Below are 26,496 nucleotides of genomic sequence, written 5' to 3'. Positions count from 1 at the left end.
CTTCATTCTACCAGAGTTCTGCAAACCATGTCTTCTTTTATCCTCTTTTCAATTTGCGAAACTTATTGTACCTTATCCCAATTTGCAAATCCTTCTTTTTAAATATAGGAACTCCTGTGGAGTAACTACTGTGCCTGTATCGGTCACAGTTTGTTGATAGTCTTGTATCCAACGATAGAAAGTGCTACGAGGGATTTGGTTCTCGTTGCAAATTTCAATTACCGGTTTTCCGTCCTGGTAGCGTTTGACGAAAGCCATTTTCTCTTCTTTGGTGAATTTCATGGGGTTACCTCCTCGTGCGTTTTATAGGGACATGGTAACACGAAGAGCACAGGGATTTGAAATCGTTCGCCATCCACTAAGAAGCAGGCACAGAGAAATGCTGGCAAATTGGGCGCTGCCAGTATCTCTCTGTGCCTGCTCTTCTCGTTGAGAAATGGAACCGTTTGAAGGATAATTATCTCAAGTTTACACTCAGAAATTGCATTATCTAATTGTAATTGTGTAAGAAATTATTGAAGGAAATCGCCATAAGAAAACCTACCTTAAGTCAGGTTTTCTAATTAAACTTATTTTGTGAAAGCAATCTGTTCGTATTTCTGGGACAAAATCTGTTCTATCGCATTTGCGCCCTGTTCTGGAAACAAGGATAGTGCAACAGTTAAATCCTCGTCTGTAATCGGGAGAATTAATCCTCTATCATCTTCATATGTGTCAGCGCATCGTTTCATAAAGGAATCATTTTCATCAAGCGTTCTACAGGCTAGGATACCAACTTTTCCCCTACGATTACTAAATCTTCCACTTAATTGATCCAATTCAGGATTAGCCACTTCGCCCGTGTAATTTTTGCACTCAACAAAAACAAATGGGCATGGTAGCAATACATTTTTGTTAGGTAGCGTAAAGAAAAAGCCACTCTCAGCAGAATTATTAAACGTTATATCAATACGCTTTCTTCCGTCGTGGATTTGATGTTCTTTTTTTGGCGATGAAAGATTTGGATAAAACAGCAACTCAAGAATCCCAATTATCAAGTTGTGATAATGGGATGCGTTTGCTGTGCCGGAAGGTATTTCTGCCAGTTTTTGTGTCAAATATTCGCAGACTGCCCGAAGATTTAGATTATCAAGAACTGCACCATCTACATGCGACAGTTTTTTTGCCGTTTGCTGTTTAAAGTCCGCAAATACTTCCGGGTGTTGCTCAGTAAATCTAGCAAGATATTCCTTGTCGATTACCCCTTCTTTTTCGCGGATACTCTTTTTAGTTACATACTCCTCGCCGCTTTTGTATTTCCTTACTAGCGAGGTATGAAGCTGAAGATTTTCATGTTGAAGGAAGTTTAGAACAAAATGTTGCTTATATTCAGAAGGGGTGTACTTATCAGTAAATGAAACAATTCTCTTGGGAACGAGCAAAATGGGGCTTCCTTCAACAACAAGGCGCTCTGTATATTGATTATCCCACATACGTTTTTGAGCATCCCAGTACATACCTGAAGGAACACTTGGTGTCAATGGGATTCCGTGTAATTCGCACTGTTCTTTGGTATATTCAATAAGATGTCTTCTTATTATGTTAGCCGTCATGTCAGACACTTTGTCTTTATCCACATTAGGGACAAAAATCCGAAAATCTTCTATATCCTCCATGATACCAGTTTTGACTGCACGACTTGTTAAAAGTTCCTTGAAAATGGCGGCAGTATCTTCTGGGCCCATACCATGTCCATTAGGCTTTCCGCTTGACATGCCAAGGCAAACATCATTATTCTCTCCAAGGTGTGAAAATAATTCTTCGGCTTGACGAATCTTTTGGCCTCGCAAAAGTGCCAGCAAAAATTCAAAATATGAACGTAGAGTCGCATGTGCGTCAATTGCAAATGGAAAATCACATTTTGAAATATAGTATGGGTCAAGAAATAACGGAGTATCTACACTGGGGTCTATATCAACAAAGTCTAGTTCATACTGCGTTTTATTGAGGTTAAATATTTTACTGATTTTCATCAGAACACCTCCTTTTTTGTAATTATATCACCTCCTTCCACGTTATTGAAGATGGACAGAGGTCGAAATTTGGAACTCAAAAATGAGACATCCAAATTTCGACCTCTTTTTCTACTCTGAAAACTGAGGATCCAAACCACCTTTTCGTGGCTGCCCTCTTTTTTAGAAGCGGGACATCCAAAAGCAAAAATCGAAAAATCGCAATGAAAAAAGATCAAATCCGAACCCGGAATTCTCATTTTCAGTGGGTATCTTTTTTGTCAACATAACCCACGTCGGGGCAAAGTCCGCTTTGCTCCTCCTTTTCCGCAAAAGGGCACGCTCGGCTCGCCTGCTCGGTTGTAAACGCCCTCGCGACGGCTCACTGTCGCTACCACCCTTTTGCGGGTGTTTGCGATCTAAACTGACCGCCCCTGCCAGTTTGAATGTTCATAACGCAACTGAACATTCCTATGTAAAGGAGTAGTCCGAAAGGGCTGCTCCTTTTCTCATTTATCCGGCTTTTCCAACCAGATATTCTATTTCTACGCCCTGTCTGCTGTTGAGAACGACATTCTCCGGCAGAACGGGGCTTTTCGGCAAGTTCAAAGAGTGTCATGAAAATCCCTCCGTTTCAGGGCATAAAAAAAGCGGCCTGCCCGGTTTGTTGGGGCAGGCCGCAGTCTTTATGCAGTTTGTGATGTTTCCGTTTCTTTGGCTTTCCGCTTCTCCTGCCGGTAGAACTTCTCCCGGCAGGCGGGTTTGCAAAATTTAGCGTTGGGGCGGACAGACTGGAACGGCTCTCCGCAGCACTGGCATACCAGCTGGTACGGTTCACCCGGAACGATCAGCCCCTCGGCAATCTTCTGTTTGCGCTCCTTCTGGCGCAGATACTTTTCATGGTCACGGATGCGCTTCTGGCGGCGCTTTTCCTCCGCAGCCAGTTCTTCCTCGGTGGGTTCAGGCATGGGCACTTCAAATTTCCCGATAAAGTTCAGATAAATCTCAATTTCCTGCACCCGTTCTCCGGTGCTTCTGTCCGGGGCATGGACCAGAATTTTCTCCACAAATTCATGGAGCATGGGGGCGGTCAGCTCGGTGAAATCCGTATATTTCTGTGCCAGCGCCAGAAAGTGGCTGGCACGGTCCGTGTCCTCATGAAACTGGTCCAGCTGCGCCTGCTCGGAGGCAAGCAGCTGTTCCAGCTCCGCCTGTTCCTTCTCATATTCCGCACACAGCAGCTCGAACCGTTTTTCTTCCAGTTTGCCCATGGCATAGGTTTCGTACAGCTTTTTAATCAGCACATCCAGCTCGGCGCTGCGTTTGCGCTCTTTGGCGACCTTGCGTTTCAGCTCCTTGGCTGCTTCCTGCTGGCGAACCTGTGAAATGCTGCGAACTTTCTGAATAAATTCCTCCTTGTTCTGGATGGCATAGCTGGCGGTAGTGCGGATGGTTTCCAGAATCAGGGCATTCAGAGCCTTAGTGCTGACCGTGTGAGAAGAACACATCTGCGTTTCTCGCTCAAAGGTCAGGGTGTAGGTGGAGCAGCTGTAAAAATCCACAGAATATTCCCGTCCGGCCTTTTTGCGCTTGCCCCGGTGGTTATACATCTTAGCTCCGCAGTCAGCACAGAACACAAGGCCCGTCAGGGGATTGGCGATGCCGGTGGTGTCTGTCCGGCGCACCGTCCGCTTCACCTGCTGGGCGAGCTGCCAGGTTTCCGGGTCAACAATGGCCTCGTGGGTGTTCTCAAAAATCAGCCAGTCGGACGGGTCGTTTTTTACCCGCTTATCCCGGTAGGACTTCTTGGAAGAACGGAAATTGACGGTATGCCCCATATACTCCGGCTTGGTCAACATGGCGCTGACCGTGAAGCCGTACCAGTCATAGGGTCGGCTGGTGTCCACAGTGTTTTTCCGGCAGCCCCTGCCGTTTCGTGCCAGATAATAGGCGGGGCACTCCACCTTTTCCTGTGTGAGCATCTTGGCAATCTCATGGGGGCCGTGCCCCTCCACCGCAAGCCGGAAGATCCGCCGCACCACGGCGGCGGCTTCCTCGTCCACCAGCCAGTGGTCTTTGTCCTCCGGGTCTTTTTTGTAGCCATAGATGGCGTTGTTGGTGGTGGGCTTGCCCGCCTTGCCCTTGACACGGTATGCTGCCGAAACCTTTTTTGACTGGTCACGCAGATACCATTCGTTCATGATATTGAGAAAGGGCGCAAACTCGCCGCTGTCCTGTTCCTCGCTGTCAATGTTATTGGCGACAGCAACAAAATGAACCCCATTCTGCCGGAACATTACCTCGGTGTAAAAGCCGGTTTGCAGGTAGTTTCTGCCGATCCGACTTAGGTCCTTACACAGCAGATGGGCCACCTTTCCCGCCTCGATGTCCGCCACAAGGCGCTTCCATGCGGGACGGTCAAAGTTGCCGCCGGACCACCCATCGTCTGTGTAGTGGACGATATTGGTGTAGCCCCGCTGTGCTGCATAGCTTTCGAGATACCGTTTCTGGTTCAGAATGGAGTTCGAGTCGCCCGTGAGGTCATCGTCACGGGACAGGCGCTCATAGAGCGCAGTGATTTTTTCTTCCGTCTGTCTGTTTGCCATATCAGGCGCTCCTTTCAGACGGACGGCTCATTTGTGGCAGTTCCATTATACCACATTCCGGCTGGTTTGCCAGCCCGTCGTTGCGGATCAGCCGCAAAATTTTATCTTCCATCGTTTCCTCGGCGGTTTCGCTGAGGTAGATACGAACTTTATAGGTGGTGTTGCCAATGTGCCGGGTCAGAAACACGGCGTTTTTATCTGCCATAGAACCTCTCTTTCTTGCGCTTTCGGCGCATCCGGTGTATACTGTTGTTATAGTTCCGTTGTTTGTAACCTGTGATTATGTTACTTCTTTTTTGTGTCAAGCCTGAACATGGCGAAAGCCCCCTTTCTCCTGCGTGAACGAGCCGATGTAACCCAAGTAACTTATTTTTAGATTACTATTTCACTAATAGGAGAAATCCGGGGTGCAAAACGGAACCATTTTTGAAAAATTGCAAAATATTTTTTTGAAAAGAGGTGGGGTCATGGCGTATCTGTCTGATGACGAGCTTCTGGATACCGAGGGTGGCTTCACCGGATGGGACGATGGGACAGGCGCAGGGGCGGAAGAAACGCTGGAACAGGCGCTTGCGGAAGAACGTCTGGCCGAGCTGGAAAATGAGCTGGAGCAGGACGAGCATCCCATCGACTATGAAACGGAGCTGGAGGACGAGGAAGAAGAAGCTGCCCCGGTCAGTGATAAACGGCTCAAACGGGAGATACGGGCCGAGGCCATACGGCGGCTGGAGGAAGCTGCCCGCACCGAAAAGGATTTCCGGGCCGTGGTGGAGGAATGGAACAAGCTGGACCGGAACCGGGAGCGCCGGAAGCGGGACCACGAAAACCTCCGTGGAGATGTGCCGCTGGAATATCAGGCAGTGCCGGAACCCAAGCTCATTCCCCGCTGGATGAATAACCCCGCATACCGGCAGCTGATGGCCGGGAACTTTCTGGACATCCTGTTTGATTGCCCCTATGAGATGCACAACCTGACCGCTGATCCCTTTATTTCCCGCATGGTGGAGGAACTGAGCGAGGAACACAAGGAAGTTTTGTATTTTCTCTCTTTGCGCCTATACAGCTCTTCCCGGCTTGCCGCTGTGCGTGAGCAGTCTGACCGCAACATCCGCAAGCTGCGAAAGACCATCCACAAAAAATTGCAGCGCCGGATGTATGACCATCTGTGCGGCAAGCAGGAGCATGGTAGCAGCTTGACCTTGCGGGAGCGCCAGTTTTTGGAGGAATACTCGAAAATTGCAAGGAAACAGGGCAAGAATGCCGTGATCCGGCGGGAGAACAAGACCAAGCGCAGAAAAAAGAAAAACCGCCCCTGATAGTTGGGACGATTAAGGAGAAAGGGCGTGTATGATGAAAAATTTGTTTGAACAGTCCCGTTCCCATTGGGTGCGGTACGATCATTACGAGCTGAAAACGGCGGAAGATGGAAAGCGATACATCACCCCCGGCAAGAGCGCAAAGCCGGACGTCTACAATCCGCTGAAAGAGGTCCCCAACATTGTGCTGGATGCGCTGAATGTGGGGATGCTGATGATGGGACGCAAACCGGAAGCAGAAGTGGAAAAGGCGGTAATGGAGTTTATCACCCGGTACGGCCTGCTGGGGCTGATGACCGCCCTGCCCACCACGCCGTCCTTTATGGACTATGAGGCGGTATACCTGCCCAAAAACCACTTCATCAAGGAAGAATCCATGGCAACGGACAAATACCTGTCCCTGTTTTATCCCTTTGACCAGCTGGATCTGGTGAAAAAAGGCATTGAATCCACATGGAACGTGTCCGGTGACCGGACGATGGTTGCCCTGACCATGACTTTCATGGACGAGCCGATGGCAAAGAGCATGAGCTTCCAGCGGGAATATGCGGAACCCTACGACTGGGTTGCCCAGCAGTTCAAGGATTGGGCATTCACCCTGTCTACCTCAATCCTGTACTACAAAGATTATGATTCCATCGACGAGGACGCACGGGGGCTGTATCGCAAGGCCATGGCTGCGTTCGGCGGAATCGCTCCCAGCTACCACATTGAGCTGCTGGATAAGCCCACCATTTATTGGGATTTTCACTCCCTGCTGCTGGGTATTCAGATGATGTTCAGCTTCATGCTGGTGGACGGCGACCAGCCCCTGCGCCTGTGTAAGCACTGCCAGAAGGTGTTCCTGGGCAGCCGGTCCAACGCTGCCTTTTGCAGCCCACGGTGCAAGAACCAGTACAATGTCTACAAGAGCCGTTCTAAAAAGGGCGGAAATGAGGAGGAATGATACGCTATGGAAATTCTGAAACTCAGGGAACACAGCGAACTGGCATCGGAGGCCGCAGAGTGGTTTCATTCCAAGTGGGATATTCCAGTTGAAGAATATGCGGGAAGCATACAGGAGTGCTTGACGGGCAAAAGCATTGTTCCGCAGTGGTATGTTGCAGTCGAGAATCAGCAGATTATTGGTGGTATTGGGGTCATCGAAAACGATTTTCATAACCGCAAGGATTTGACGCCAAATGTCTGCGCGGTATATGTTGAGGAAAACTACCGTTGTCAGGGAATTGCAGGAAAGCTGCTGGAATATGTTTGTGAGGATATGCGTTCATTTGGCCTGGAAACCTTATATCTCATTACAGACCACACAGGCTTCTATGAGCGCTACGGATGGAAGTTCCTATGTATGGCGCAGGGCGATGGTGAGGTAGATTTGTCGAGGATGTATGTTTATGATTTGAAATAGAAACGGTTATCGTTAAAAATTAGACATTTGGAGAGACCCGATAAATCATTTTGCGTTCGATTGGAGCGGCATTTATTGGAATCCAGAATTTGAAAATAAAGTAAACACCAAAGGGAGCTGCATGGATAATAGAAATGGAGATTATATATAAAAACTTACAAGAGAATGAGATAAGCCGAGAGCTATTTAGACATTTTGTACGGCATCAAACTGTTGTTAAATGTAGGCGAAAAGAAAACGGAAAATGGATTATCAAAGATGATCCGTTTATTGACGATTGGAGCGAAGCGGATTATAAATTCCTGGTTTCCTGCCTGAGAAACACAGCAGCAACAGGTGGATTGGTATATGCTGCTTTCTGCGAAGGGGTGTTGAAAGGTTTCGTGTCAGTTGAACCGAAACTTTTTGGGGGAAATCACAGACACCTTGACCTCTCAAGTATCCATGTGTCAGAGGATATGCGAGGAAAAGGGGTTGGCACTGCACTGTTTCGAGCAGCGAAAGAATGGGCAAAGGCACATGGAGCAAAAAAGTTGTACATCTCAGCCCATTCAGCCGTTGAAAGCCAGGCATTCTATTACAAAATGGGCTGTGCAGAGGCGGCTGTCTACAATCAGTCTCATGTAGAAGCCGAGCCGTATGACTGCCAGTTGGAATGTAAAGTATGTGAGGATGACAGTTGATGAAAATAAGCAAAATTGAGGATAATAAAAAGAGATACATGAGCCTGCTTTTTCTTGCGGACGAGCAGGAAGATATGATCGACCGGTATCTTGAAAAAGGTACGATGTATGTTTTGGAGGAAAATGGCGTAAAAGCGGAATGTGTTGTTACTGACGAAGGCAGCAAAGTTCTTGAAATCAAGAATATTGCTGTTCTGCCGGAATGCCAGCGCATGGGCTACGGAAAACGGATGATTGAGTTTATTGAGCAGACATACCGTGATAATTTTCGTATTCTTCGTGTGGGGACGGGTGACAGTCAGCTGACGCTCCCTTTTTATAAGAAATGCGGTTTTATAGAAAGCCATCGTATCAAAAACTTTTTCACGGACAATTATGATCATCCTATCTTTGAATGCGGCGTTCAGCTTATTGATATGGTATATTTGGAAAAGAACTTACTATGGGAATCCAATACGATTCATCGAAAGAAGTAAATGGAATACCTGGCATTTTGTAAATGAATTACAAAATACAATCCAAACTTACCAAAACGATATGGAGGTGACGAGGAATGAGCGAGGAACAGGGGCTGACCCCGTATGAAACCAGAGAAATCCTCTTTTACAAGACCGAAAACGGGGAGGTGCGGGTGGAAATCCTGCTCTTTCAGGAAAATCTCTGGCTGACGCAGGCAAAAATGGCAGAGCTGTTCGAGGTGCAGAAAGCGGCCATTTCCAAGCATCTGAAAAAAATCTTTGAATCCGGCGAACTGAGCGAGGATTCAGTTGTTTCCAAAATGGAAACAACTGCGGCGGACGGGAAACGGTATCAGACCAATTATTATAATCTGGACGCCATCATCGCTGTGGGGTATCGAGTGAACTCCAAAAAGGCGACCATGTTCCGCATTTGGGCGAACCGGGTGTTGAAAGAGTTCATCATCAAGGGTTATGTGATGGATGACGCACGGCTGCGGGAGCCGGAAAACTTTTTCGGCAAGGATTATTTCGAGGAACAACTGGAGCGTATCCGGGACATCCGGGCCAGCGAGAGAAGGTTCTACCAGAAAATCACGGACATCTATTCCCAGTGCAGCGCTGACTACGATGTGGAAAGCCCCATCACAAAGGAGTTTTTCGCAACGGTGCAGAATAAGCTCCACTATGCGGTCACCCATCATACCGCCGCTGAGATCGTATACGGCCGTGCCGACAGCACCAAGCCCAACATGGGGCTGACCACATGGAAAAACGCCCCCAAAGGCCGCATCCGCAAATCGGATGTCACCGTTGCTAAAAACTATCTGAACGAAACGGAAATGCGTAACCTGAACGAGATTGTCACCATGTACCTGGACTATGCGGAACGGCAGGCCCGCCGTGGAAATGTCATGTATATGGCCGATTGGGTCAAGCGGCTTGACGCATTTTTACAGTTCAACGAGGAAGATATTCTGCATGATAAGGGCAAGGTGACCGCCGCCATTGCCAAAGCCTTTGCCGAGAAAGAGTTTGAAAAGTTCCGGGTTTTGCAGGATCGGACCTATCAGAGCGACTTTGACCGGCTGGTTGCGGAAACTTCGGATGCCCTGACAGAATAACCATATACACAGAAAGCCCACGCCTTCGGTTCTCTTTCCGGCTGCGTGGGCTTTTTCGGCCATCGCCTATTTCTTGTTTTGCAGCTGTTCATGGGCTTCCTGCTGGACAATCAGCCCCGCCGAAAAGCCATACTTGAAATGGCTCTCACTTTCCTCGCATTGGGCAATAGCGTTCTGCGCCCGGAGTTCCTCCACCAGAGCATAGTCCTCTTTGCCGAGCTGCTGGGATAACTGATCCATCAACTCTGCACAGGTTTGGACCGCCTTGCGGTATTCCAGGGACGTGGGAACAACGGTTTCACAGGGATAAAACTCCCCGTTATACATGGCTTCCAAAATCATTGCGTTCCCTCCCTCAACAGTAGACCAGCTCAGCCAGGACAATTTCCTCGGCCCTGTTGTGGATGGAGTTCATGGAGCGCACCCACGCCATCTGATCGGCAGCTTTCAGGGCTTCTGTGACGCCCTCTTGCTGCATCATGGCTTTTTCAATGATTTCCAGCCGCTCCCGGCAGGCGGTGTCGATTTCCTCCAAGTGGGGAAACAGCTTTTCAGTGACAATGAGATCGGTATACAGAATGGGCCGGTGTTCTTTTAAGTAGGCACGGCGCAACCGGCCATATTTCCCGATATGGTACTCTTTGGTGTCCGATAACACAAGGCCGGGAATGAGATAGTCGCCGCATTGGGTGTAAGTCAGTTCCATACAAGGCTCCTTTCGTGGGAATATGTGATTGACAGTTACGGTAGGTTTGAGGGCATCCCTCCTTTATCATAACTGTCTTTTCATTCGCCACAAATGAGCCGCCAGTCATGATGTAATGTTTTTTGGTGTATTCCACCCTCTATACATTACATCACGGAAGGGAATGCGGTTACGTTCCCCGCGCCGGTCGTCACAGTGGATTGTGGCATTGTGGTCAATCCGGAGCCGTGTCCCATTCCGGTAGACTTCAAGATCGACAGCTGCAAAGATTCCATCGTCGTGGACCTTGGGGATGTTGCATTGGAATCGTTGGGCCGCATTGCACAGCTGGATGTGACCGTGAAGAATGTCTGCCCCAATAAACGTGTCGCGTTGGGAGTTGTTTTGACCGAAGTGGATTCCAATGGTGTGGAATACCAGAGAGGGCTGAAAGCCATTACAATTCCCGCGCATCGCTCCTCCACTTGCCGGGATGTTTTGGTAAAATGCATCAAATTTGTACTGCCAGAGGATCTGGATGTATCGGGTGGAGCGCCAAATGCATTGTGCAATGCCAGAAACTTTAAGGTACGCCTTTTTGCCAATTATATCGACACGGACTTCCGGTGCTGCGAGTCAATTGTCACGGTTTAACGATTCATTTCCATTGCTTCCACCGCTTCCATTGGGAAGCGGTACATACATTGCACATAAAAAAGGGAACGCATCCGAGAATGTTCTGGATGGTTCCCTTTTTACGTTTTATTTCTTTGTTTCAGCTGGCCGTCAGCAGATCCGGGGCAGCTGGACGCCGGTGAGCTTTCCTAGGATACGGCTTCCCCCTAAGGCGGTGCGGAGCACGACATGCCCGGGACGGCTCTCCGTAACCCGGCCGATCATGGCCGCATGTTCCCCGCCGGAAGTTTGGTGCAGCGCGTCCAGCACGGCGTCCGCCTGACCGGGGGAAACAACCGCCAGCATCCGTCCTTCGCAGGCGCTGTAGAGCGGGTCCAGCCCCAAGAGGTCACAGGCGGCGGCCACCGCAGGATCGACGGGGATCGCGTCTTCCTCCAGTTCAATGGTCAAGGCGCTGCCTTCGACAAATTCGTTGAGCGTGGTGGCCACGCCGCCGCGGGTGGGGTCGCGCAGGATACGCACGCCGCCCGCTTCCAGCGCCGCCGCGCTGAGCTGGTGTAGCGGGCGGCAGTCGGAGAGAAGCTCGCCCGCAAAGGGGATTTCTCCCCTTGCCATCAAAACGGCCGCACCGTGGCAGCCGACGCTCCCGCTGACCAACACCGCATCCCCGGGACGGATGGCTTTGCGGGACAGCCCCGCTGCCCGCTGTGAACCGATGCCGGACGTGTTGATATAGATGCCGTCGCCCTTCCCACGTTCGACCACTTTTGTATCCCCCGTGACAATCTGCACACCGGCGAGCTGGGCGGTGGTTGCGATGGAATCCACAATGGCTTTGAAGTCCTCCATGAGAAAGCCCTCTTCGATAATGAACGAAAGGCTGAGATATTTGGGTTGGCCGCCCGCCATACAGACATCATTGACCGTTCCGCACACAGCCAGTTTCCCGATGTCCCCGCCGGGAAAGCGCCAAGGGGTTACGACGAAGCTGTCGGTGGAGTAAACCAGAGGGCCGTCCATCGTTGGGAGCACAGCGCCATCGCCCAGGTCTTCCAATGTGGGATTGTGAAACGCCGGAACCAGGACCGATTCGATCAATTGGGAAGTGCGCAGGCCGCCGCTTCCGTAGTCCAAGGTGATAATTTCTTCCATGGTATGATTCCTCCCTGTCATGTCTGATAGCGGTACGCCGCGGCGCAGGCCCCTTCACCGGAGACCATGCACGGGCCCACCGGATCGGCTGGGGTGCAGACCCGCCCGAAAAGGGGGCATTGTTCCGGCCTGCAAGCGCCGCGAATCACTTCGCCGCACTGACAGCCCGCAAGTTCCACCGTGGGAGATGGAGAAAAGCCGAACTTTTTTGCAGCATCCCACGGGGAGAACGCCTCCCGGAGGGCAAGGCCGCTGTTCGGGATGGTTCCCAAGCCTCTCCAAAGGCTGTCTGTGGGAAGGAATACCCGCTCCATAGCCGACTGCGCGGCGGGATTTCCCTCCGGACAAACCAGGCGCGTATATTCATTTTCCAGGGCGGGTGCCTTTTGCCGCAGCATCTCTGCCAGACGGTAGATGGAAAAGAGCAGGTCGGCGGGCTCAAAACCGCTGACGACGGCGGGGAGGCCGAATTCCCGCGGGAGAAAGGCAAACGCATCTGAGCCCGTGATAACGGCCACATGGCCGGGACACAAAAAGTCGTCTACCGCAAAATCCGGCGCGTGGATCAATGCACGCAGGGCGGGTTCGGTACTCTTGAGCAGGCACAATACGGAAAAATTGGAGGCACCCTGCTCTTTGGCCTCCAAAATGCAGGCGGCGGTACCGGGTGCGGTCGTTTCAAACCCGACGCCGAGGAAGATGACTTCCTGATCCGGGTGCTGCACAGCGATTTCCAGGGCCTCCATGGGGGAATAGACCGTCTGGACCTGCGCGCCCAAGGCGCGGCGGCGTAGCAGCGTATCCCCGCGCACCGAACCCGGTACCCGCAAAAGGTCCCCATAGCTCGCAAGGATCACGCCCGGCAGGCCGGAAAGCCGCAAAATTTCATCGATCGCCCCGGCTGGCGTGACGCAAACCGGGCAGCCCGGCCCGGAGAGCAGTTGAATGGATGGAGGCAGCAGCGAGCGCAGCCCGGCTTTGGCGATCGCCATGGTATGTGTGCCGCAGATTTCCATCAGACGGATGGGGCCAGTCTCCTGGCTGATGTCCCAAAGCTCCTTCACAAGGCGCTGGATGCCGTCCGGGCGGCGGAATTTCTCATCAAAGAGCATCGATGGCCTCCTGAATGCAGGCGAAGTTCTCCTCCGCCTGTTCTTTTGTCAGCTTTTGGATGGCAAATCCGGCATGGACCATCACGTAGTCGCCGGGTTTGAGGTCGGGGATGAAGTCAACACGGATGTTTTGGGAAAGCCCTGCCGCCGTCCCAACGGCGTGTTTTCCCGCGATGGATACAATTTTTAAAGGGACTGCAAGACACATAGTTGATTCTAGCTCCTTTTTGCGGTCGCGATTGCCAGCTGGCCCAGGCAAAGGCCCTCGTCGCTGGTGGAAACGCGGTGATGCGTATAGACGGAAAAACCGGCATGTGTGAGAAGCCGGGTGCTTTCAGAGAGAAGATATTCGTTTAAAAATACGCCGCCGGAGAGAACGACCGGCAGCTTTTCCGGATTCAAAAAACAACACTGCTCCAGCGCCATATGGCACAGAGCATCCATAAAGCCGCGCGCGACCGCAGCGGGATCAACCTGAGCGGAGAGATCGCCGGTGATTGCCCGAAGCAATGGGCGCGTGTCAAAGATACGAAGCCCATCTTTTTCATAGAATGCCACGGGGTAGGACCGACCGGGGATTTCTTCTCGCGCCATAGCCTGTAGGCGCGTGGCCCCCTGGCCTTCGTAGCAGACTTGCTGCGTGCCGGTCAGGAGGGAATATACCCCGTCGAACAGGCGGCCGATGCTGCTGGCTTTTGGACATGCGGTGCGGCTGTCCAACATAGCGCGCAAAGCCTGCTTTTTTGGCGATTCCAGCGGCGCACGGTCCAGGGGCAGCCCGGCGTCCCACAACAGGGAGAGCCCAATCCGGCCGATCTCCCGGGTCGCCGCATCGCCTCCCGGAAGAAAGATGGGGCGAATCGAGCCGCACCGCCGGAAAGTTTGGAAATCTCCTGCCAGAAACTCGCCCCCCCAGATGGAATGGTCCGTTCCATAGCCCGTCCCGTCCCACACGATGCCAAATACCGGCCCAGCGAGCCGGTTGTCCGCCATGCAGGACGCCATATGCGCCCAGTGGTGCTGTACCTGCAGGAGGGGAAGTCCCAGGCGTTTGGCGTGCTCTTGTGCTTCCTGTGTGGAAAAATAGTCCGGATGAAGGTCACAGACCAACGTGGATGGCATGATGCGGAACAGCCGGAGAAAGGTGTCCAAGGACTCCCGATAGTGGTCCAGGGTTTCCAGGTTTTTTAAATCGCCGATGTGCTGGCTTAAAAATACATGCTGTCCGCGGCCCACGGCAAACGAGGCCTTCTGTTCCGCGCCGAAGGCGACCACACCGGTCGCATCGCGCGCAAACGTGACCGGCTGGGGGACATACCCGCGGCTGCGGCGGTAAAAGTATTCCCGCCCCTGCCAGGCCATCACCAGGGAATCGTCACAACGGTTTTGGATGGGGCGGTCGTGTAGGAGAAAGCCATCGGCAATTCCCGCCAACCCATCAAGGGCTTCCTGGTCCTCCAAAAGGACCGGTTGGTCGGAGAGGTTGGCGCTGGTCATCACCAAGGCGTCCGGTCCGCCGGACGTCCCGTCCAACAGGAGAACATGCAGCGGCGTATAGGGGAGCATAACCCCCAAGCGCCGGTTGTCGCTGAGATTTGCGAAGTCCTCCGGAGCTTTCTTTTCCAACAGGACAATGGGGCGGCGTACGCTTTCCAAAAGAGAAGCCTCCGCCTCCGTGACCCGGCAGAGTGACCGGGCGCTGTTGAGATCCCGGCACATGACCGCCAGCGGCTTTTCTTCGCGGTGCTTCCGCAGCCGGAGACGGCGGACTGCCTCCGCATTGCGCGCATCGCAGGCGAGATGGATGCCGCCGAGCCCTTTGACCGCGAGAATGTCTCCCCGGGCCAAAGCTTTTTGCGCTTCCGCAAAGACGTCCCCGGCGATTTTCCGGCCCTCTGCGTCGAGCAGCCAGACCTGTGGCCCGCAGCTGGGGCAGCAGTCCGGCTGGGCATGATAACGGCGGGAATGGCTGTCTTCGTATTCCGCGTTACAGGTGGGGCACATGGAAAATTGTGCCATGGACGTCGTTTTCCGGTCGTAAGGGAGGTCGCGGATGATGGTAAAGCGGGGGCCACAGTCCGTACAATTGATAAACGGATAGCGGTACCGCCGGTCAGCCGGGTCCGCCAACTCCCGCAGGCAGGCGGCGCAGGGAGCGATATCCGGCGAAACCAGGGTGCCGCCGTCCCCCTCTGCGCTGCTTCGGATGGTAAAACGGTCGTAGCCCACCAGCCCATCCAGAGGTACGGTGCGAACCTGTTCCACAACGGCCAGAGGGGGGGTAGAGCGGGCCAATTCGTCCTGGAAGCTGGAAAGCGCTTCCGTTGGCCCTTCCAATTCCAGCTCCACGCCGGAGGGGGTATTTCGCACCCAGCCGCACAGGGCGTGCCGCTGTGCGAGACGGTACAGATAGGGCCGGAACCCCACCCCCTGCACAATCCCGGCGATTTCGAGCCGGATGCGACGAAGCATACTCATGCCAATGCAGCCCGGATACGGCCCTCCAAATGCTGTGTCAGGGCGTCCAGTCCGTCCCCTGTGCGGCTGGAAACCTGGAACAGGGGCCCCTCAGGATTGACGCCTCGATAGTCTTTTTCAACGCGGTCGAGGTTGAAATCAAAATACGGGAGCATATCGCATTTGTTTAGGACTAGGCAGTCGGTGTCGGTGAACATCAGCGGATACTTTGCGACCTTGTCGTCCCCTTCTGGGATGCTGAGAATGGTAATACGGAAGTTTTCGCCGATGTCGAATTCGGCCGGGCACACTAGGTTGCCGATGTTTTCTACAAACAGGACATCCAATGCATAGAGGTCGAATTGCGGCAAGATGTGCTGAATGCTCATCGCCTCGATGTGGCAAGCGCCGTCCGTATTCAGCTGGACGGCGGGAATTTGCAGCGCTGCAATCTTTTCCGCGTCAATCTGGCCGGTGATGTCGCCTTCAATCACGCCGATAGAGAACGATCCCCGCAGCCTTGCAATCAATTCCGTGATCAGGCTAGTCTTTCCGGCGCCGGGGCTTCCCATCACATTGATCAGGCAGACCTTTTTTTCGGACAAGGTTTTGCGGACCTCAGCACTCACATCCTCGTTCCACTCCATCACCTGGTGCAGTACTTTGATTTCCATTTTCAATCAACCTCCAAACTATCGACCATGAATTCGTTCCCGGAAAGGCGTTTGAGCTGGATACTCCCACAGAACGGGCATTGGATGCGTTCGCGGGTGATCTCGCTTTCCCGGCCGCAATCACGGCAGAGCACTTTTAAGGGGACGGTTTCCACTTCTATTTTGGCTCCTTCGGCCCGGGTGCCCTTTGCAAGGACATCCAAATACATTTGAACGCATTCTGGAACAACGCCGGAAAAGGGACCCATCCGCAGGCGAATTGCCCGGATACGGGTTGCCCCCTGCTGACTGGCAGCCTCCAACGAGATCTTCAGAATGCTCTGTGTTATGGATAATTCGTGCATGGATACGTTCAACCTGCCTTCAGAAGAATCGAACCCATTGTATCACCAAACTGTAAAAAATACCATACCTATTCAACGAAAGGAAGGATATGTTAGTGAAAATTAGCGGTATCTGCTCTTGTGTTTTAAAAAAAATAGGACTATAATAAATTCCGGTTTTCAATGAATTTTCCATAGAGGGGTATTATTTATGGGAATCTTACCAATTTTGATCGGTTGGCCTTTATTGATTGCTGCGATTGTTCCTCTTATTAAGCAGGAACGAATACGCGGTTATGTTGTTTACGCTGGCGCGGGAGGCGTCATGGTTTTGGCTGCGGCCCTTCTGGGCATGTGGTTGACAAATGGCGCACAAGCGATGGCGTTTTATCAAGAGACCGAATGGGTCAATTACCTGATGATCGCAGGGGAACTCTTTTTGACTGGGTTGATTGTGTATTTGAGCATTAAATACCGCAAATATCCAGTGATCCTACTGTCTGTAGGGCAGACGGCTTTAGGAATCTGGACGGAGTTTCGATTCCCCATGCAGCCGGCCTGCCATATGCAGATCGACAGTCTGAGCATGCTGATGTGCATGATCGCCGCATTCATTGGCGGCCTTATCTGCATCTATGCTGTGGGCTATATGAAGGCATATCACCAGCACCACAAGGAATTTCAGGATCGCAGTGGATTTTTCTTTTCCATGCTGTTTTTGTTCCTGGCGGCAATGTTCGGTTTGGTACTTTCGGAGAATCTCATCTGGATGTACTTCTTCTGGGAAGTAACCAGCGTGATTTCGTTCCTCTTGATCGGCTACACCCGGACAGAAGAGGCGGTCAACAATAGCTTCCGCGCGCTGTGGATGAACCTCGTTGGCGGCTTTGGGTTCGCCATCGCCATTGCGGTAGCGGCGGCGACGCTGGGAACCGTACAGCTGGAGGCGGTTGTCCAGACAGGAGCAGTGATCCCTGTGGCGTTGTTGGCGCTGGCCGGGCTCACAAAATCCGCGCAGCTGCCGTTTTCTTCCTGGCTGCTGGGCGCGATGGTCGCTCCGACTCCGTCGAGCGCGCTTTTACATAGTGCAACCATGGTTAAAGCGGGTGTATTCCTGTTGATCCGGCTTTCTCCGGCGCTTGCCGGGACTATGACCGGCCAGATGGTATCTTTGATCGGCGGGTTTACCTTCATCGCAGCCAGCATGATGGCCATCGCCCAGAATGACGGCAAGAAAGTGCTGGCGTTTTCGACGGTGTCCAATTTGGGCCTGATTGTGGCCTGTGCGGGCATCGGCGCGGAGGAAACCATATGGGCGGCCGTGCTCTTGATGATCTTCCATTCGGTAAGCAAATCCATGCTTTTCCAGGCGGTTGGGTCTGTGGAGAACAGCTTGGGGTCCAGAGACATCGAGAATATGCATGGCTTGATCTTGCGCTTGCCGAAGCTGACCTATATCATGGGTATTGGCATTGCCGGAATGTATTTGGCGCCTTTTGGAATGTTGATCTCTAAATGGGTAGCGTTGAAAGCGTTTGTAGATGCAGGCAATTTCCTGCTGGTTATTTTCCTCGCCTTCGGCAGTGCGACAACGATGTTCTACTGGACAAAATGGCTGACAAAGCTTGTGTCCATGCACCGCACCAAAGAGGAGGCCCGGGATGTCACCCATAGGGACCAGTATTTTTCGATGTTTATCCATGCAGGCTGTGTATTGCTGCTTTGCCTGTTGTTCCCGTGGCTGGCGACAACCGTTGTAAATCCCATTATCCTAGAACTCTTTGGAGCCTCCCATGAAGTGCTTTCTATGAGCATCCTGACCACCATGGCCATCATGTTGGTATCGGTCCTTTTTGTTCCAGCGACGATGTTCCTAGTTACGCGGTGGGCGCATAAGGAATATGTGCCGATTTATATGGGCGGCGCCAACGAGGGGGACAATACCTATTTTGTGAACAGCTACGGGGAACCGGAGCATTTGTACCTGACAAACTGGTATCTGCGGTTTGAATTTGGTATGCGGCGGTTAATGCGTCCTTCCGTGATTCTGTCTTCGGGTATTCTGATTGTAATGCTTTGCCTGATCATTGGAGGTGCGGTATGATGCGAGTGGTTTCTGTTATTTTATATTTGCTTCTGGCCCCGTTTGCCGGCGCTCTGTTGGATGGGTTCGACCGGATCATTACGGCACGGATGCAGGGAAGAAAAGGGCCGCCGTTTTTTCAGCCGTTCTATGATTTGTCCAAGCTGTTTTCCAAGCAGATGATTGCAGTAAACGGCGTGCAGCTGCTGCTCATTTTGAGCTATTTGGTTTTTCTGGCAGTGGCGGGTTCCATGTTGTTTGCAGGAGCGGATATCCTGATGTGTTTGTTCCTCCTGTCTACGGCGGATATGTTCCTGGTCATGGCGGCTTCGAGTGATTCCTCGCCGTTTGCGACCATGGGCGCAAGCCGTGAAATGCTCCAAATGATGGCCTATGAACCGTTGACCTTGTTGCTGGCGGTTGGCTTTTATTTGGCAACCGGCTCCTTCCAGGTGGTGGATATCATCCATATGCCGCTGAGTTCTGTGCTGATGATGCCGGGATTTTTGCTGGGCTTTATGTTTATCACAGCGATCAAGCTGCGCAAGTCCCCGTTTGATCTTTCCACCAGCCACCATGCCCACCAGGAGATGGTCAAGGGCTTGACGACCGAGATGGCGGGGCCGATTTTGGCGATTATGAACATTGCAGAGTATTATGAGATCACTCTGATGTTGGGGATTGTAGCGCTGTTTTTCCTCAACCAAAACTGGTGGAGCTGGCCGCTGGCCATTGTAGCCTGCCTATTTATGTATTTCTTGGAGATCCTGTGGGATAACGTCAGCGCCCGTGTGAAGTGGAGAACTTTGTTGGACAGTTGCTGGGTTGTCACTTTGCTCACAGGCGGGCTGAACTTTTTGATTTTGATGTTGATTAAGTGAGGAGGCAGTGCCATGGGAAAGCTTGCGAAATCTCCTTGGATGCTTCATTATGATGGGAGCAGCTGCAATGGCTGTGACATTGAAGTGCTGGCATGCACGACGCCGGTGTACGACGTGGAGCGCTTCGGAATTATCAACACCGGCGACCCCTTCCAGGCGGATATCCTGCTCATCACAGGGGGGATCAATAGCCAGAGCGAGAGCGTTGTCAAGCAGATCTATAGCCAGATGCCGAATCCGAAGGTGGTTGTGGCGGTGGGAATCTGCGCCTGCACGGGAGGAATATTTAAAGAATGCTACAATATTAAGGGCGGCGTGGACACGGTCATCCCGGTGGATATTTATGTACCCGGATGCGCTGCACGGCCGCAGGCCATTATTGACGGGGTTGTAAAAGCGGTTGAACTGCTACAGAAAAAACGTGAAGCCTTCGCCAGCCAGCGGAAGAAGAGTGGAACATAAGGAGAAAATGGCATGGAGTATTTAAATACGATCGAACCGATCACGATGGAGCAGTTCCTCCCGATGGTGATCCAGTTCAAAATGGATGGATGGCGCCTGGTACAGATTTGCGCATGCCGCTTGCCAGAGCAATATGAATTGAGCTACTCGTTTGCAAAAGGATTTGATATGCGCACCCTGCGTTTGACAGTTGGGGAGGACGAGCCTGTTTCCAGTATTACGCAGGTTTATCCCTGCGCGTTTATACAGGAAAACGAAGTGGCAGAGTTGTTTGGCGTCAAGATTGAGAGCATGGAAAACGATTATCATCACAAGTTGTACCGCATTGCCCGGGACACGCCATTTAAAGAAAAGGGGTGAGGGACTATGGCAAAAAGAAGTATCGTTCCCTTTGGACCTCAGCATCCTGTTTTACCGGAGCCTGTACATTTGGATCTCGTCCTGGAAGATGAGACGGTCGTAGAGGCGGTACCAAGTATTGGCTTTGTACACCGCGGCTTAGAGAAACTAGTGGAGATCAAAGATTTTAAGGAATATGTTTACATCGCGGAACGCGTCTGCGGGATCTGTAGTTTTGGCCACGGCATGGGATATTGCCAGAGCGTGGAACACATCATGGGCGTGGAGCCGCCCCGCCGGGCCAATTACCTGCGCACGATCTGGATGGAAATGAGCCGTGTACACAGCCATCTCCTTTGGTTGGGGTTGCTGGCGGATGCCATGGGGTTTGAAAGCCTGTTTATGGAGTCCTGGAGATTGCGGGAAAAGATCCTCGATATGTTTGATCTTACTACCGGTGGGCGTGTCATCTTTTCGGTAAACTGCATCGGCGGCGTTCTCAAGGACATGGATAGCGGGATGCTAAAAGCCATTTCGGATACAATTGATGAGATGGAGAAAGAGCTGCGGCCCATCGCGGAGGCATTTTTGCGGGACTATACCGTGGGCAGCCGCCTGCGCGGACTCGGTGTGCTGAAGCCCGACCAGGCAATCCTTGCCGGTGCGGTAGGGCCAATGCTTCGTTCCTGCGGCATCGCTTACGATGCGCGTAAGCTGGGCTATGCGGCCTATAATGAGCTGGAATTTGAGCCGGTCACCGCTTCCGATGGGGATTCCTACGCGCGGTGTGAAGTGCGTATCCAGGAGATTTATCAGTCCTTTGCCTTGATCCGGCAGGCAATTTCAAAAATTCCGGAGGGCCCGATCCGTGTGCCGGTCAAAGGCAACCCCAATGGCGAGTATTTTATGCGGATTGAACAGCCCCGCGGCGAAGCGATTTATTATGTGAAAGCCAATGGGACGAAATTCCTCGACCGGTTCCGCCTGCGCACACCCACGACCAGCAATATCCCGCCCATGTTGGAGTTGATGAAAGGGTGTCAGCTGGCGGATGTGCCGCTTCTGATTTTGACCATTGACCCCTGCATCAGCTGTACGGAGAGGTGAGAGAGAATGGCGGAGTGGAGATTTTTCCCATTTGCGCATACGGCGCTGAAAAATTTATTTTCTAAACCTGCGACAACGGGCTATCCATTCGAACCGGTGAAGTATCCGGAGCGGATGCGCGGCCATGTGCAAATTAAAATTGAGGATTGCATCAGCTGCGGCCTATGCGCACGTTCTTGCCCGCCGGGGGCATTGAAGGTGGATCGGGCAGCGCGGACCTGGACGATCAATCGCTTTGATTGTGTACAGTGCGGAAACTGTACCAATGTATGCCCGAAGAAATGCCTGTTTATGGTGCCCGGCTATACCGAGCCCGGTGCACAGAAAGCGAGCGAGACATTCACCCGTCCGGCACCGCCGGAACAGGAGGCGCAGCAGGCGGGCGGAAAGCCGGTCAACGATGCGTCGAAATGCGTATATTGCACCTTGTGTGCCAAGAAATGCCCGCAAGACGCCATTACGGTCGACCGCGCGGCGAAAAGCTGGGCGCTCGATGCGGAAAAATGTGTGGGATGCGGTATTTGTGCGGCGTCCTGTCCCAAAAAGTGTTTGACGTTAAAATAGGAAATAAAACCGGGGCAATCATTCGATAGGATTCCGGTTTGGAAAAGGCTGAAAATAGAATAGGGGCTTGGCCGTGTTTTCAAGATGCGGCTGGGCCCCTATTTTTTGCGGTTATCTGCCGGATATTCATGTGCTGCAAAGGAAGCCGGTTATCCGTAGGCAGATGATTTTCCCTGATATTATTCAATTGACCCTTGATTGGCGGAAGCATATGCATCATAATAAAGGTACAATGGAGGGAGTTAATATGAGGCTGTTAGTCGTAGAAGATGAACCGGAGCTCAACCACTTGCTTGTAAAACAATTGCAGGCAGCCCATTACAGCGTGGATAGCTGCTTGAATGGGACGGACGCGCTGGACTATCTGTGCTGCGCGGAATACGATGCCATCGTTTTGGATATTATGTTGCCTGGAATCAATGGGCTGGAGGTGCTGCGAGAACTCCGCGGGAAGGGAAGTAAGACGCCGGTGCTCCTGTTGACGGCGAGGGACCGGATTGAAGATCGGGTCACGGGTTTGGATGCCGGGGCGGACGATTATCTGGTGAAACCGTTTGCCTTTGACGAGCTGCTTGCCAGGCTCCGGGTGATGATCCGGCGCACATCGGACAGCACCAGTGACGTATTCACCGTGGCGGACTTGACCGTGGATTGTACAGCGCGCACGGTCAAACGGGGCGGGAAGGCGGTATCGCTTTCCAGCAAAGAATTTGCGATTTTGGAATATATGATCCGGAACAGCGGCGTGGTCCTTTCCCGGGAAAAGATCAGCCATCACATCTGGAATTATGATTACGAGGGTGGATCGAATGTGGTGGACGTCTATATCCGCTATCTGCGCAAAAAGCTGGATGACGGATTTGAACCGAAATTGATCCATACGGTCCGTGGGGTGGGCTATGTGCTGCGGGAGGAAACATGAGGCGTTTATCGATTCAATTAAAAGTAACTCTATGGTTTACTTTGCTCATGGTGCTGCTGGTCAGCATTGTGCTGGCGTTTTTGTTCTCTTTGGGCGCGCAGTCGGCATTGGAGGGGACGAAAAGCCAGATGATGGATATGGTGGCCGCCGCATGGCATGAGATCGGTTCCGACGATGGGGCCATCGAGATCGACGACGATTTAGAATACTTCAAGGACGGCATTTATCTTTCGGTTTACGACGGGGGCGGCGTGCCGCTGTACGGAGCCGTGCCCAGGGACTTTGACAATTCAGCGGTTTTCGCTCCGAATGACCTGCGCACCATTCCCTCCGGAGAGAAGAGCTGGTATGTATATGACGAGCAGAAACAGGTAGATGGATATGGAACGGTGTGGATTCGCAGCGTAGCGGAGGCCGACCAAATCGATTCGACTATATCGACCCTCTTTCGCTTTGCGTTGGTCATTCTGCCGTTTTTTGTGCTATTTGCAGCGGTTGGCGGTTATCTCATTACACGCCGTGCATTCCGCCCGGTCCGGAGGATTATCCAGACGGCGAAAGAAATTGGGGAGGGGGACGACCTGTCCCGCCGCATCGCGCTTGGAGAAGGGCGGGATGAGATCTATACGTTAGCCGCGGAATTTGACAGGATGTTTGCCCGCCTGGAAAAAGCGTTTGAAACCGAAAAACAATTTACGTCCGACGCCTCCCATGAGCTGCGCACGCCGACCACGGTGATCATTTCCCAGTGCGAATATGCGATTGAGAATGCCCAAACACTGGATGAGGCGAAGGAAGCGCTTGCGGCGGTCCTCAACCAGGCGGAAAAGATGGCCGCGCTGATTTCCCAGCTTTTGATGCTTGCCCGTGCAGATAAGGGCCATGAGAAATTGCATTTTGAAACGGTCAATCTCAGCGATTTGGCGAGCATGGTGGCGGAGCAACAGCAGGAGAACGCCGAAAAGCGTGGGATTCGCATCGAGACAAACATCCAACCGGACATTGAAATGCTGGGGGATGAGACGATGCTGATGCGCATATGGATCAATTTAATTGAAAATGGCATTAAATATGGCCGGGAGAACGGTTGGCTGAACGTACAGCTGGCGCAAAAGGATGGAACCATCCAGGGCTGTGTCCAAGACAACGGGATTGGAATCGCCCCAGAAAATCTGGCGCGTGTTTGGGAGCGCTTTTGGCAGGCGGACCCCGCGCGAAGCGCCAGCGGCGCGGGACTGGGACTGTCCATGGTGAAATGGATTGTGGAAGCGCATGGCGGGGAAATCCATGTGGAAAGTACGCTTGGACAGGAGACAGCGTTTACCTTTTCGTTTCCGTGCCCTTAAATTATAAAAATGTTAAAATTCATGCATCGTTTAATGTGACTTTAATCTTTCGTGGGTATACTGAAGTCACTGAAACAAACCAATATGCTTTTGGAAAGGATGTATGATGTATGAATCGGAAACATATATGGTTAGCGGTTTCCGCTTTGATTCTTAGTGCAGTATTGTTTACGGGCTGCGGTTCCAACGCGACGGACCCGGCTGTGGGAGCTTCTTCCGGCGCAGGCGTAGCCCCCGTGGGCTCTCCTTCCAGCAATCTTTCCGCCGGCATGGCAGGAAGCGCATCGAGTGACTACATCACGGAACAGGAAGCAAAGGAAATCGCCCTCAAAAATGCCGGACTTGCAGAAGAGGAAGTGCAGTTCCGCAAGGCGCGTTTGGACTACGACGACAATCGCGCGCAGTACGATATTGAGTTCCTTGTTGGAAACGAAGAGTACGATTACGATATCGATGCGACGACCGGGGAAATTCTCTCCATGGATCGGGATATAGAGGATTGGGCCCCGTCCGCACAGACTAATCAGGAGACGGCAAGTTCGCAGGCTCCAGCGGCGACGGGTGAAGCGGCTCCCAAGAAAGACGCCAGTGGCGATTCTTCGGCAAAGAGCAGTACATCGGCTGCGGCAGACACCCAAACGGCTTCCGGCACCTATATTGGAGAGGAAGCAGCGCAAAAGGCCGCTTTGGATCATGCGGGCGTCAGCAAAGACAGCGTCAAATTTGTCCGCACACATCTGGAGAGGGACGACGGCAGATGGAAGTATGAGGTGGAGTTCTATCAGGACAACACGGAATACGATTATGACATTGATGCAGTTTCCGGAGAGATTCTGTCGTATGACCACGACGCCGAGTATTACACGGCTCCCAGCGGCACGGAAGCTGGGGCTGCGGCGTTGACGGCCGATGAAGCAAAGCAAATTGCTTTGAAGCATGCGGGCGTTGCGGAAAGCGATGTGCAGCGCTTGAAAGTGGAGCAGGACCGCGACGACGGGCGTCTCCTTTATGAGGTGGAATGGGATGTCGGAAGAACGGAATATTCCTATGAAATCGATGCGAATACAGGCGACATTCTCAACTACGAAAAAGATGTGGATTGATTTTTGAAGCCATACGGATCGATATTTAGAAATTGGAACCAGGCATCTCCCTTGGGGCGGTGCCTGGTTTGTTTTATGATAAAAGCGTTTCCATATCTATATGAGGACTTACTATGAAAGGTAGTAGCTTGTTTCATTCAGCGCAAGGAAATGGCATTGTAAGAGAGTATTTTGCAGGCGAATTTCACAAAGAAGGCAAATTTACTTGCATATGAAAAGATTTATCTGGTATTCGTAATGAAAATGTGCTAAAATTTCTTTCAGAAAGGATGAGGCACATGACAACCCGTCAGACAAAAATTTTAGAAATTGTAACAGAGCACAATCGGATTGAAGTAGCAAAGCTGGCGCAGCTTTTGCATGTGTCCCAAGTGACAACCCGCAAGGATTTGGATCAATTGGAACAAAAAGGGTTGATTAAACGCGAGCACGGCTATGCCGTTCTCTGCTCCAACGACGACATCAATAACCGCCTTGCCTATCATTACGATTTGAAACGCCGGATTGCCCAAGCTGCGGCAAGTCTCGTCCGGGATGGGGAGACGGTGATGATCGAATCTGGCTCCTGCTGTGCGCTTCTCGCCGATGAGCTTTGTACCCATAAACGCGACGTGACCATTGTGACGAATTCCGCATTTATCGCCGGCTATGTCCGGCGTCTGCCAACGGCTAAAATCATTCTTTTGGGCGGCGATTACCAAAATGAATCACAGGTGATGGTGGGGCCGGTGGCCCGGCAGTGCGCACAGAACTTTTTTGTCAATAAGCTTTTTATCGGAGCAGACGGCTTCCGAAAGGAGAACGGTTTCACCGGCAATGACCTGCTCCGAGCAGAGACCGTGCGCGATATGGCTGGTCAGGCGGACCAGGTGATCGTTTTGACGGAATCGAGTAAATTTTCTAGGCAGGGTGTGGTCACCCTTCTCCCGACCAAACAGGTTTCCATCGTGCAGACGGACGATGCGATTCCCTTGGAGATAGAGGTGTTTCTCATGAACCAGGGGGTTGACGTGAGAAAGGTACCGGGTGAGGAATAAGTGCAAAAGGGAAAAGAAGAGCAAGTAAAA

29 protein-coding genes are annotated in these 26,496 nt (G+C 52.1%); 17 read left to right on the top strand and 12 right to left on the bottom strand.

The window, feature by feature from the left end:
* Window positions 1-72: 72 nt before the first annotated feature.
* The 4 genes from I2E77_RS12040 to I2E77_RS12025 form a co-directional block, all read right to left on the bottom strand.
* The gene (locus tag I2E77_RS12040) at window positions 73-282 is read right to left on the bottom strand and encodes a helix-turn-helix domain-containing protein (RefSeq protein ID WP_243252616.1); all 210 of its coding nucleotides are present in this window, start codon (window positions 280-282) and stop codon (window positions 73-75) included.
* A gap of 287 nt (window positions 283-569) precedes the next feature.
* On the bottom strand, window positions 570-2,012 hold the full coding sequence (locus I2E77_RS12035; protein ID WP_195451308.1) for a hypothetical protein: 1,443 nt from the start codon (window positions 2,010-2,012) through the stop codon (window positions 570-572).
* Between the two features lie 665 nt (window positions 2,013-2,677).
* Complete coding sequence (locus I2E77_RS12030) at window positions 2,678-4,597, bottom strand: recombinase family protein (protein ID WP_195451307.1); 1,920 nt, start codon at window positions 4,595-4,597, stop codon at window positions 2,678-2,680.
* Window position 4,598: 1 nt separating this feature from the next.
* On the bottom strand, window positions 4,599-4,802 hold the full coding sequence (locus tag I2E77_RS12025; protein WP_122790372.1) for a transposon-encoded TnpW family protein: 204 nt from the start codon (window positions 4,800-4,802) through the stop codon (window positions 4,599-4,601).
* A gap of 262 nt (window positions 4,803-5,064) precedes the next feature.
* Between I2E77_RS12025 and I2E77_RS12020 the strand changes: the two genes are divergently transcribed.
* The 6 genes from I2E77_RS12020 (at window position 5,065) to I2E77_RS11995 (ending at window position 9,583) form a co-directional block, all read left to right on the top strand.
* The gene (locus I2E77_RS12020; protein ID WP_195451306.1) at window positions 5,065-5,913 is read left to right on the top strand and encodes a sigma-70 family RNA polymerase sigma factor; all 849 of its coding nucleotides are present in this window, start codon (window positions 5,065-5,067) and stop codon (window positions 5,911-5,913) included.
* A 31-nt stretch (window positions 5,914-5,944) separates the two neighbouring features.
* Complete coding sequence (locus I2E77_RS12015; RefSeq protein WP_195451305.1) at window positions 5,945-6,859, top strand: hypothetical protein; 915 nt, start codon at window positions 5,945-5,947, stop codon at window positions 6,857-6,859.
* Between the two features lie 6 nt (window positions 6,860-6,865).
* Window positions 6,866-7,318 carry a GNAT family N-acetyltransferase gene (locus I2E77_RS12010; RefSeq protein ID WP_087249498.1) on the top strand — a complete coding sequence of 151 codons (453 nt, stop codon included), beginning with the start codon at window positions 6,866-6,868 and terminating at the stop codon, window positions 7,316-7,318.
* 134 nt (window positions 7,319-7,452) lie between these two features.
* Window positions 7,453-8,001 (top strand): GNAT family N-acetyltransferase, encoded by a 549-nt coding sequence (locus I2E77_RS12005; RefSeq protein WP_195451304.1) that lies wholly within the window; start codon window positions 7,453-7,455, stop codon window positions 7,999-8,001.
* The gene (locus tag I2E77_RS12000; RefSeq protein WP_087171134.1) at window positions 8,001-8,477 is read left to right on the top strand and encodes a GNAT family N-acetyltransferase; all 477 of its coding nucleotides are present in this window, start codon (window positions 8,001-8,003) and stop codon (window positions 8,475-8,477) included. The genes I2E77_RS12005 and I2E77_RS12000 overlap by 1 nt, the downstream gene beginning before the upstream one ends.
* Before the next feature lie 77 nt (window positions 8,478-8,554).
* Window positions 8,555-9,583, top strand: coding sequence for a virulence RhuM family protein (locus tag I2E77_RS11995; protein WP_087235311.1), 1,029 nt, complete (start codon window positions 8,555-8,557; stop codon window positions 9,581-9,583).
* Window positions 9,584-9,649: 66 nt separating this feature from the next.
* Here the strand turns inward: I2E77_RS11995 and I2E77_RS11990 are convergent, their stop codons facing one another.
* The gene (locus I2E77_RS11990; protein ID WP_195451303.1) at window positions 9,650-9,925 is read right to left on the bottom strand and encodes a DUF6809 family protein; all 276 of its coding nucleotides are present in this window, start codon (window positions 9,923-9,925) and stop codon (window positions 9,650-9,652) included.
* Window positions 9,926-9,938: 13 nt separating this feature from the next.
* The gene (locus I2E77_RS11985) at window positions 9,939-10,289 is read right to left on the bottom strand and encodes a TnpV protein (RefSeq protein ID WP_195451302.1); all 351 of its coding nucleotides are present in this window, start codon (window positions 10,287-10,289) and stop codon (window positions 9,939-9,941) included.
* Window positions 10,290-10,484: 195 nt separating this feature from the next.
* Here I2E77_RS11985 and I2E77_RS11980 point away from each other — a divergent pair, with 195 nt between their 5' ends.
* Complete coding sequence (locus I2E77_RS11980) at window positions 10,485-10,922, top strand: hypothetical protein (RefSeq protein ID WP_195451301.1); 438 nt, start codon at window positions 10,485-10,487, stop codon at window positions 10,920-10,922.
* Window positions 10,923-11,054: 132 nt separating this feature from the next.
* On the opposite strand, the gene hypE is transcribed toward I2E77_RS11980, so the two are convergent.
* Genes hypE through hypA form a run of 6 tightly spaced genes read right to left on the bottom strand, consistent with a single transcriptional unit; the run spans window position 11,055 to window position 16,643 of the window.
* Window positions 11,055-12,056, bottom strand: a complete 1,002-nt coding sequence (hypE, locus tag I2E77_RS11975) for a hydrogenase expression/formation protein HypE (protein WP_195451300.1) — start codon at window positions 12,054-12,056, stop codon at window positions 11,055-11,057.
* Between the two features lie 17 nt (window positions 12,057-12,073).
* Window positions 12,074-13,168 carry a hydrogenase formation protein HypD gene (gene hypD, locus I2E77_RS11970; RefSeq protein ID WP_195451299.1) on the bottom strand — a complete coding sequence of 365 codons (1,095 nt, stop codon included), beginning with the start codon at window positions 13,166-13,168 and terminating at the stop codon, window positions 12,074-12,076.
* Window positions 13,158-13,376 (bottom strand): HypC/HybG/HupF family hydrogenase formation chaperone, encoded by a 219-nt coding sequence (locus tag I2E77_RS11965; RefSeq protein ID WP_087232544.1) that lies wholly within the window; start codon window positions 13,374-13,376, stop codon window positions 13,158-13,160. The genes hypD and I2E77_RS11965 overlap by 11 nt, the downstream gene beginning before the upstream one ends.
* 8 nt (window positions 13,377-13,384) lie before the next feature.
* Entirely contained in the window at window positions 13,385-15,646 is a 2,262-nt protein-coding gene (gene hypF / locus I2E77_RS11960; protein ID WP_195451298.1) for a carbamoyltransferase HypF, read from the bottom strand.
* Window positions 15,643-16,299, bottom strand: coding sequence for a hydrogenase nickel incorporation protein HypB (gene hypB, locus I2E77_RS11955; protein ID WP_195451297.1), 657 nt, complete (start codon window positions 16,297-16,299; stop codon window positions 15,643-15,645). The genes hypF and hypB overlap by 4 nt, the downstream gene beginning before the upstream one ends.
* A 2-nt stretch (window positions 16,300-16,301) precedes the next feature.
* A complete protein-coding gene (gene hypA, locus I2E77_RS11950; RefSeq protein WP_087232535.1) occupies window positions 16,302-16,643 on the bottom strand; it encodes a hydrogenase maturation nickel metallochaperone HypA in 342 nt (113 codons plus the stop codon).
* A gap of 190 nt (window positions 16,644-16,833) precedes the next feature.
* Here hypA and I2E77_RS11945 point away from each other — a divergent pair, with 190 nt between their 5' ends.
* From I2E77_RS11945 to I2E77_RS11900, 10 genes are all read left to right on the top strand, one after another.
* A complete protein-coding gene (locus tag I2E77_RS11945) occupies window positions 16,834-18,726 on the top strand; it encodes an NADH-quinone oxidoreductase subunit 5 family protein (protein WP_237966699.1) in 1,893 nt (630 codons plus the stop codon).
* Entirely contained in the window at window positions 18,723-19,586 is an 864-nt protein-coding gene (locus I2E77_RS11940; RefSeq protein ID WP_087232529.1) for a respiratory chain complex I subunit 1 family protein, read from the top strand. Before I2E77_RS11945 ends, I2E77_RS11940 begins: the two co-directional genes overlap by 4 nt.
* Window positions 19,587-19,598: 12 nt before the next feature.
* Window positions 19,599-20,048: an NADH-quinone oxidoreductase subunit B family protein gene (locus tag I2E77_RS11935; RefSeq protein ID WP_087232526.1), complete on the top strand. Its 450-nt coding sequence runs from the start codon at window positions 19,599-19,601 to the stop codon at window positions 20,046-20,048.
* A gap of 12 nt (window positions 20,049-20,060) precedes the next feature.
* Window positions 20,061-20,408, top strand: coding sequence for an NADH-quinone oxidoreductase subunit C (locus I2E77_RS11930; protein ID WP_087232524.1), 348 nt, complete (start codon window positions 20,061-20,063; stop codon window positions 20,406-20,408).
* Window positions 20,409-20,414: 6 nt separating this feature from the next.
* Entirely contained in the window at window positions 20,415-21,494 is a 1,080-nt protein-coding gene (locus I2E77_RS11925) for a hydrogenase large subunit (RefSeq protein WP_195451296.1), read from the top strand.
* Window positions 21,495-21,500: 6 nt separating this feature from the next.
* Window positions 21,501-22,058, top strand: coding sequence for a 4Fe-4S binding protein (locus I2E77_RS13770; protein WP_207727211.1), 558 nt, complete (start codon window positions 21,501-21,503; stop codon window positions 22,056-22,058).
* Window positions 22,059-22,305: 247 nt separating this feature from the next.
* Window positions 22,306-22,980 carry a response regulator transcription factor gene (locus I2E77_RS11915; RefSeq protein WP_087232514.1) on the top strand — a complete coding sequence of 225 codons (675 nt, stop codon included), beginning with the start codon at window positions 22,306-22,308 and terminating at the stop codon, window positions 22,978-22,980.
* Window positions 22,977-24,326, top strand: a complete 1,350-nt coding sequence (locus I2E77_RS11910; RefSeq protein WP_195451295.1) for a sensor histidine kinase — start codon at window positions 22,977-22,979, stop codon at window positions 24,324-24,326. Before I2E77_RS11915 ends, I2E77_RS11910 begins: the two co-directional genes overlap by 4 nt.
* A gap of 110 nt (window positions 24,327-24,436) precedes the next feature.
* Window positions 24,437-25,429 carry a PepSY domain-containing protein gene (locus I2E77_RS11905; protein WP_195451294.1) on the top strand — a complete coding sequence of 331 codons (993 nt, stop codon included), beginning with the start codon at window positions 24,437-24,439 and terminating at the stop codon, window positions 25,427-25,429.
* A gap of 278 nt (window positions 25,430-25,707) precedes the next feature.
* The gene (locus tag I2E77_RS11900) at window positions 25,708-26,466 is read left to right on the top strand and encodes a DeoR/GlpR family DNA-binding transcription regulator (RefSeq protein ID WP_191362895.1); all 759 of its coding nucleotides are present in this window, start codon (window positions 25,708-25,710) and stop codon (window positions 26,464-26,466) included.
* Window positions 26,467-26,496 lie beyond the last annotated feature (30 nt).

Origin of the sequence: Anaeromassilibacillus sp. 1001302B_160321_C8 (assembly GCF_015554745.1) — a bacterium.
Lineage (GTDB): Bacteria > Bacillota > Clostridia > Oscillospirales > Acutalibacteraceae > Anaeromassilibacillus > Anaeromassilibacillus stercoravium.
This window is presented reverse-complemented; position numbering and strand designations above follow the sequence as displayed.

Excerpts from the sequence above, each read along its gene's own strand:
- I2E77_RS12030 (WP_195451307.1), bottom strand. The coding sequence starts at position 4,597 with ATGGCAAACAGACAGACGGAAGAAAAAATCACTGCGCTCTATGAGCGC.
- I2E77_RS11915 (WP_087232514.1), top strand. The coding sequence starts at position 22,306 with ATGAGGCTGTTAGTCGTAGAAGATGAACCGGAGCTCAACCACTTGCTT.
- hypB (WP_195451297.1), bottom strand. The coding sequence starts at position 16,299 with ATGGAAATCAAAGTACTGCACCAGGTGATGGAGTGGAACGAGGATGTG.
- I2E77_RS12010 (WP_087249498.1), top strand. The coding sequence starts at position 6,866 with ATGGAAATTCTGAAACTCAGGGAACACAGCGAACTGGCATCGGAGGCC.
- I2E77_RS11965 (WP_087232544.1), bottom strand. The coding sequence starts at position 13,376 with ATGTGTCTTGCAGTCCCTTTAAAAATTGTATCCATCGCGGGAAAACAC.
- I2E77_RS12025 (WP_122790372.1), bottom strand. The coding sequence starts at position 4,802 with ATGGCAGATAAAAACGCCGTGTTTCTGACCCGGCACATTGGCAACACC.
- I2E77_RS11900 (WP_191362895.1), top strand. The coding sequence starts at position 25,708 with ATGACAACCCGTCAGACAAAAATTTTAGAAATTGTAACAGAGCACAAT.
- hypD (WP_195451299.1), bottom strand. The coding sequence starts at position 13,168 with ATGCTCTTTGATGAGAAATTCCGCCGCCCGGACGGCATCCAGCGCCTT.
- I2E77_RS13770 (WP_207727211.1), top strand. The coding sequence starts at position 21,501 with ATGGCGGAGTGGAGATTTTTCCCATTTGCGCATACGGCGCTGAAAAAT.
- hypF (WP_195451298.1), bottom strand. The coding sequence starts at position 15,646 with ATGAGTATGCTTCGTCGCATCCGGCTCGAAATCGCCGGGATTGTGCAG.
- hypE (WP_195451300.1), bottom strand. The coding sequence starts at position 12,056 with ATGGAAGAAATTATCACCTTGGACTACGGAAGCGGCGGCCTGCGCACT.
- I2E77_RS11940 (WP_087232529.1), top strand. The coding sequence starts at position 18,723 with ATGATGCGAGTGGTTTCTGTTATTTTATATTTGCTTCTGGCCCCGTTT.
- I2E77_RS12005 (WP_195451304.1), top strand. The coding sequence starts at position 7,453 with ATGGAGATTATATATAAAAACTTACAAGAGAATGAGATAAGCCGAGAG.
- I2E77_RS12015 (WP_195451305.1), top strand. The coding sequence starts at position 5,945 with ATGATGAAAAATTTGTTTGAACAGTCCCGTTCCCATTGGGTGCGGTAC.
- I2E77_RS11910 (WP_195451295.1), top strand. The coding sequence starts at position 22,977 with ATGAGGCGTTTATCGATTCAATTAAAAGTAACTCTATGGTTTACTTTG.
- I2E77_RS11935 (WP_087232526.1), top strand. The coding sequence starts at position 19,599 with ATGGGAAAGCTTGCGAAATCTCCTTGGATGCTTCATTATGATGGGAGC.
- I2E77_RS11990 (WP_195451303.1), bottom strand. The coding sequence starts at position 9,925 with ATGATTTTGGAAGCCATGTATAACGGGGAGTTTTATCCCTGTGAAACC.
- I2E77_RS11905 (WP_195451294.1), top strand. The coding sequence starts at position 24,437 with ATGAATCGGAAACATATATGGTTAGCGGTTTCCGCTTTGATTCTTAGT.
- I2E77_RS11995 (WP_087235311.1), top strand. The coding sequence starts at position 8,555 with ATGAGCGAGGAACAGGGGCTGACCCCGTATGAAACCAGAGAAATCCTC.
- I2E77_RS11985 (WP_195451302.1), bottom strand. The coding sequence starts at position 10,289 with ATGGAACTGACTTACACCCAATGCGGCGACTATCTCATTCCCGGCCTT.
- I2E77_RS11945 (WP_237966699.1), top strand. The coding sequence starts at position 16,834 with ATGGGAATCTTACCAATTTTGATCGGTTGGCCTTTATTGATTGCTGCG.
- I2E77_RS12020 (WP_195451306.1), top strand. The coding sequence starts at position 5,065 with ATGGCGTATCTGTCTGATGACGAGCTTCTGGATACCGAGGGTGGCTTC.
- I2E77_RS11925 (WP_195451296.1), top strand. The coding sequence starts at position 20,415 with ATGGCAAAAAGAAGTATCGTTCCCTTTGGACCTCAGCATCCTGTTTTA.
- hypA (WP_087232535.1), bottom strand. The coding sequence starts at position 16,643 with ATGCACGAATTATCCATAACACAGAGCATTCTGAAGATCTCGTTGGAG.
- I2E77_RS12035 (WP_195451308.1), bottom strand. The coding sequence starts at position 2,012 with ATGAAAATCAGTAAAATATTTAACCTCAATAAAACGCAGTATGAACTA.
- I2E77_RS12040 (WP_243252616.1), bottom strand. The coding sequence starts at position 282 with ATGAAATTCACCAAAGAAGAGAAAATGGCTTTCGTCAAACGCTACCAG.
- I2E77_RS11930 (WP_087232524.1), top strand. The coding sequence starts at position 20,061 with ATGGAGTATTTAAATACGATCGAACCGATCACGATGGAGCAGTTCCTC.
- I2E77_RS12000 (WP_087171134.1), top strand. The coding sequence starts at position 8,001 with ATGAAAATAAGCAAAATTGAGGATAATAAAAAGAGATACATGAGCCTG.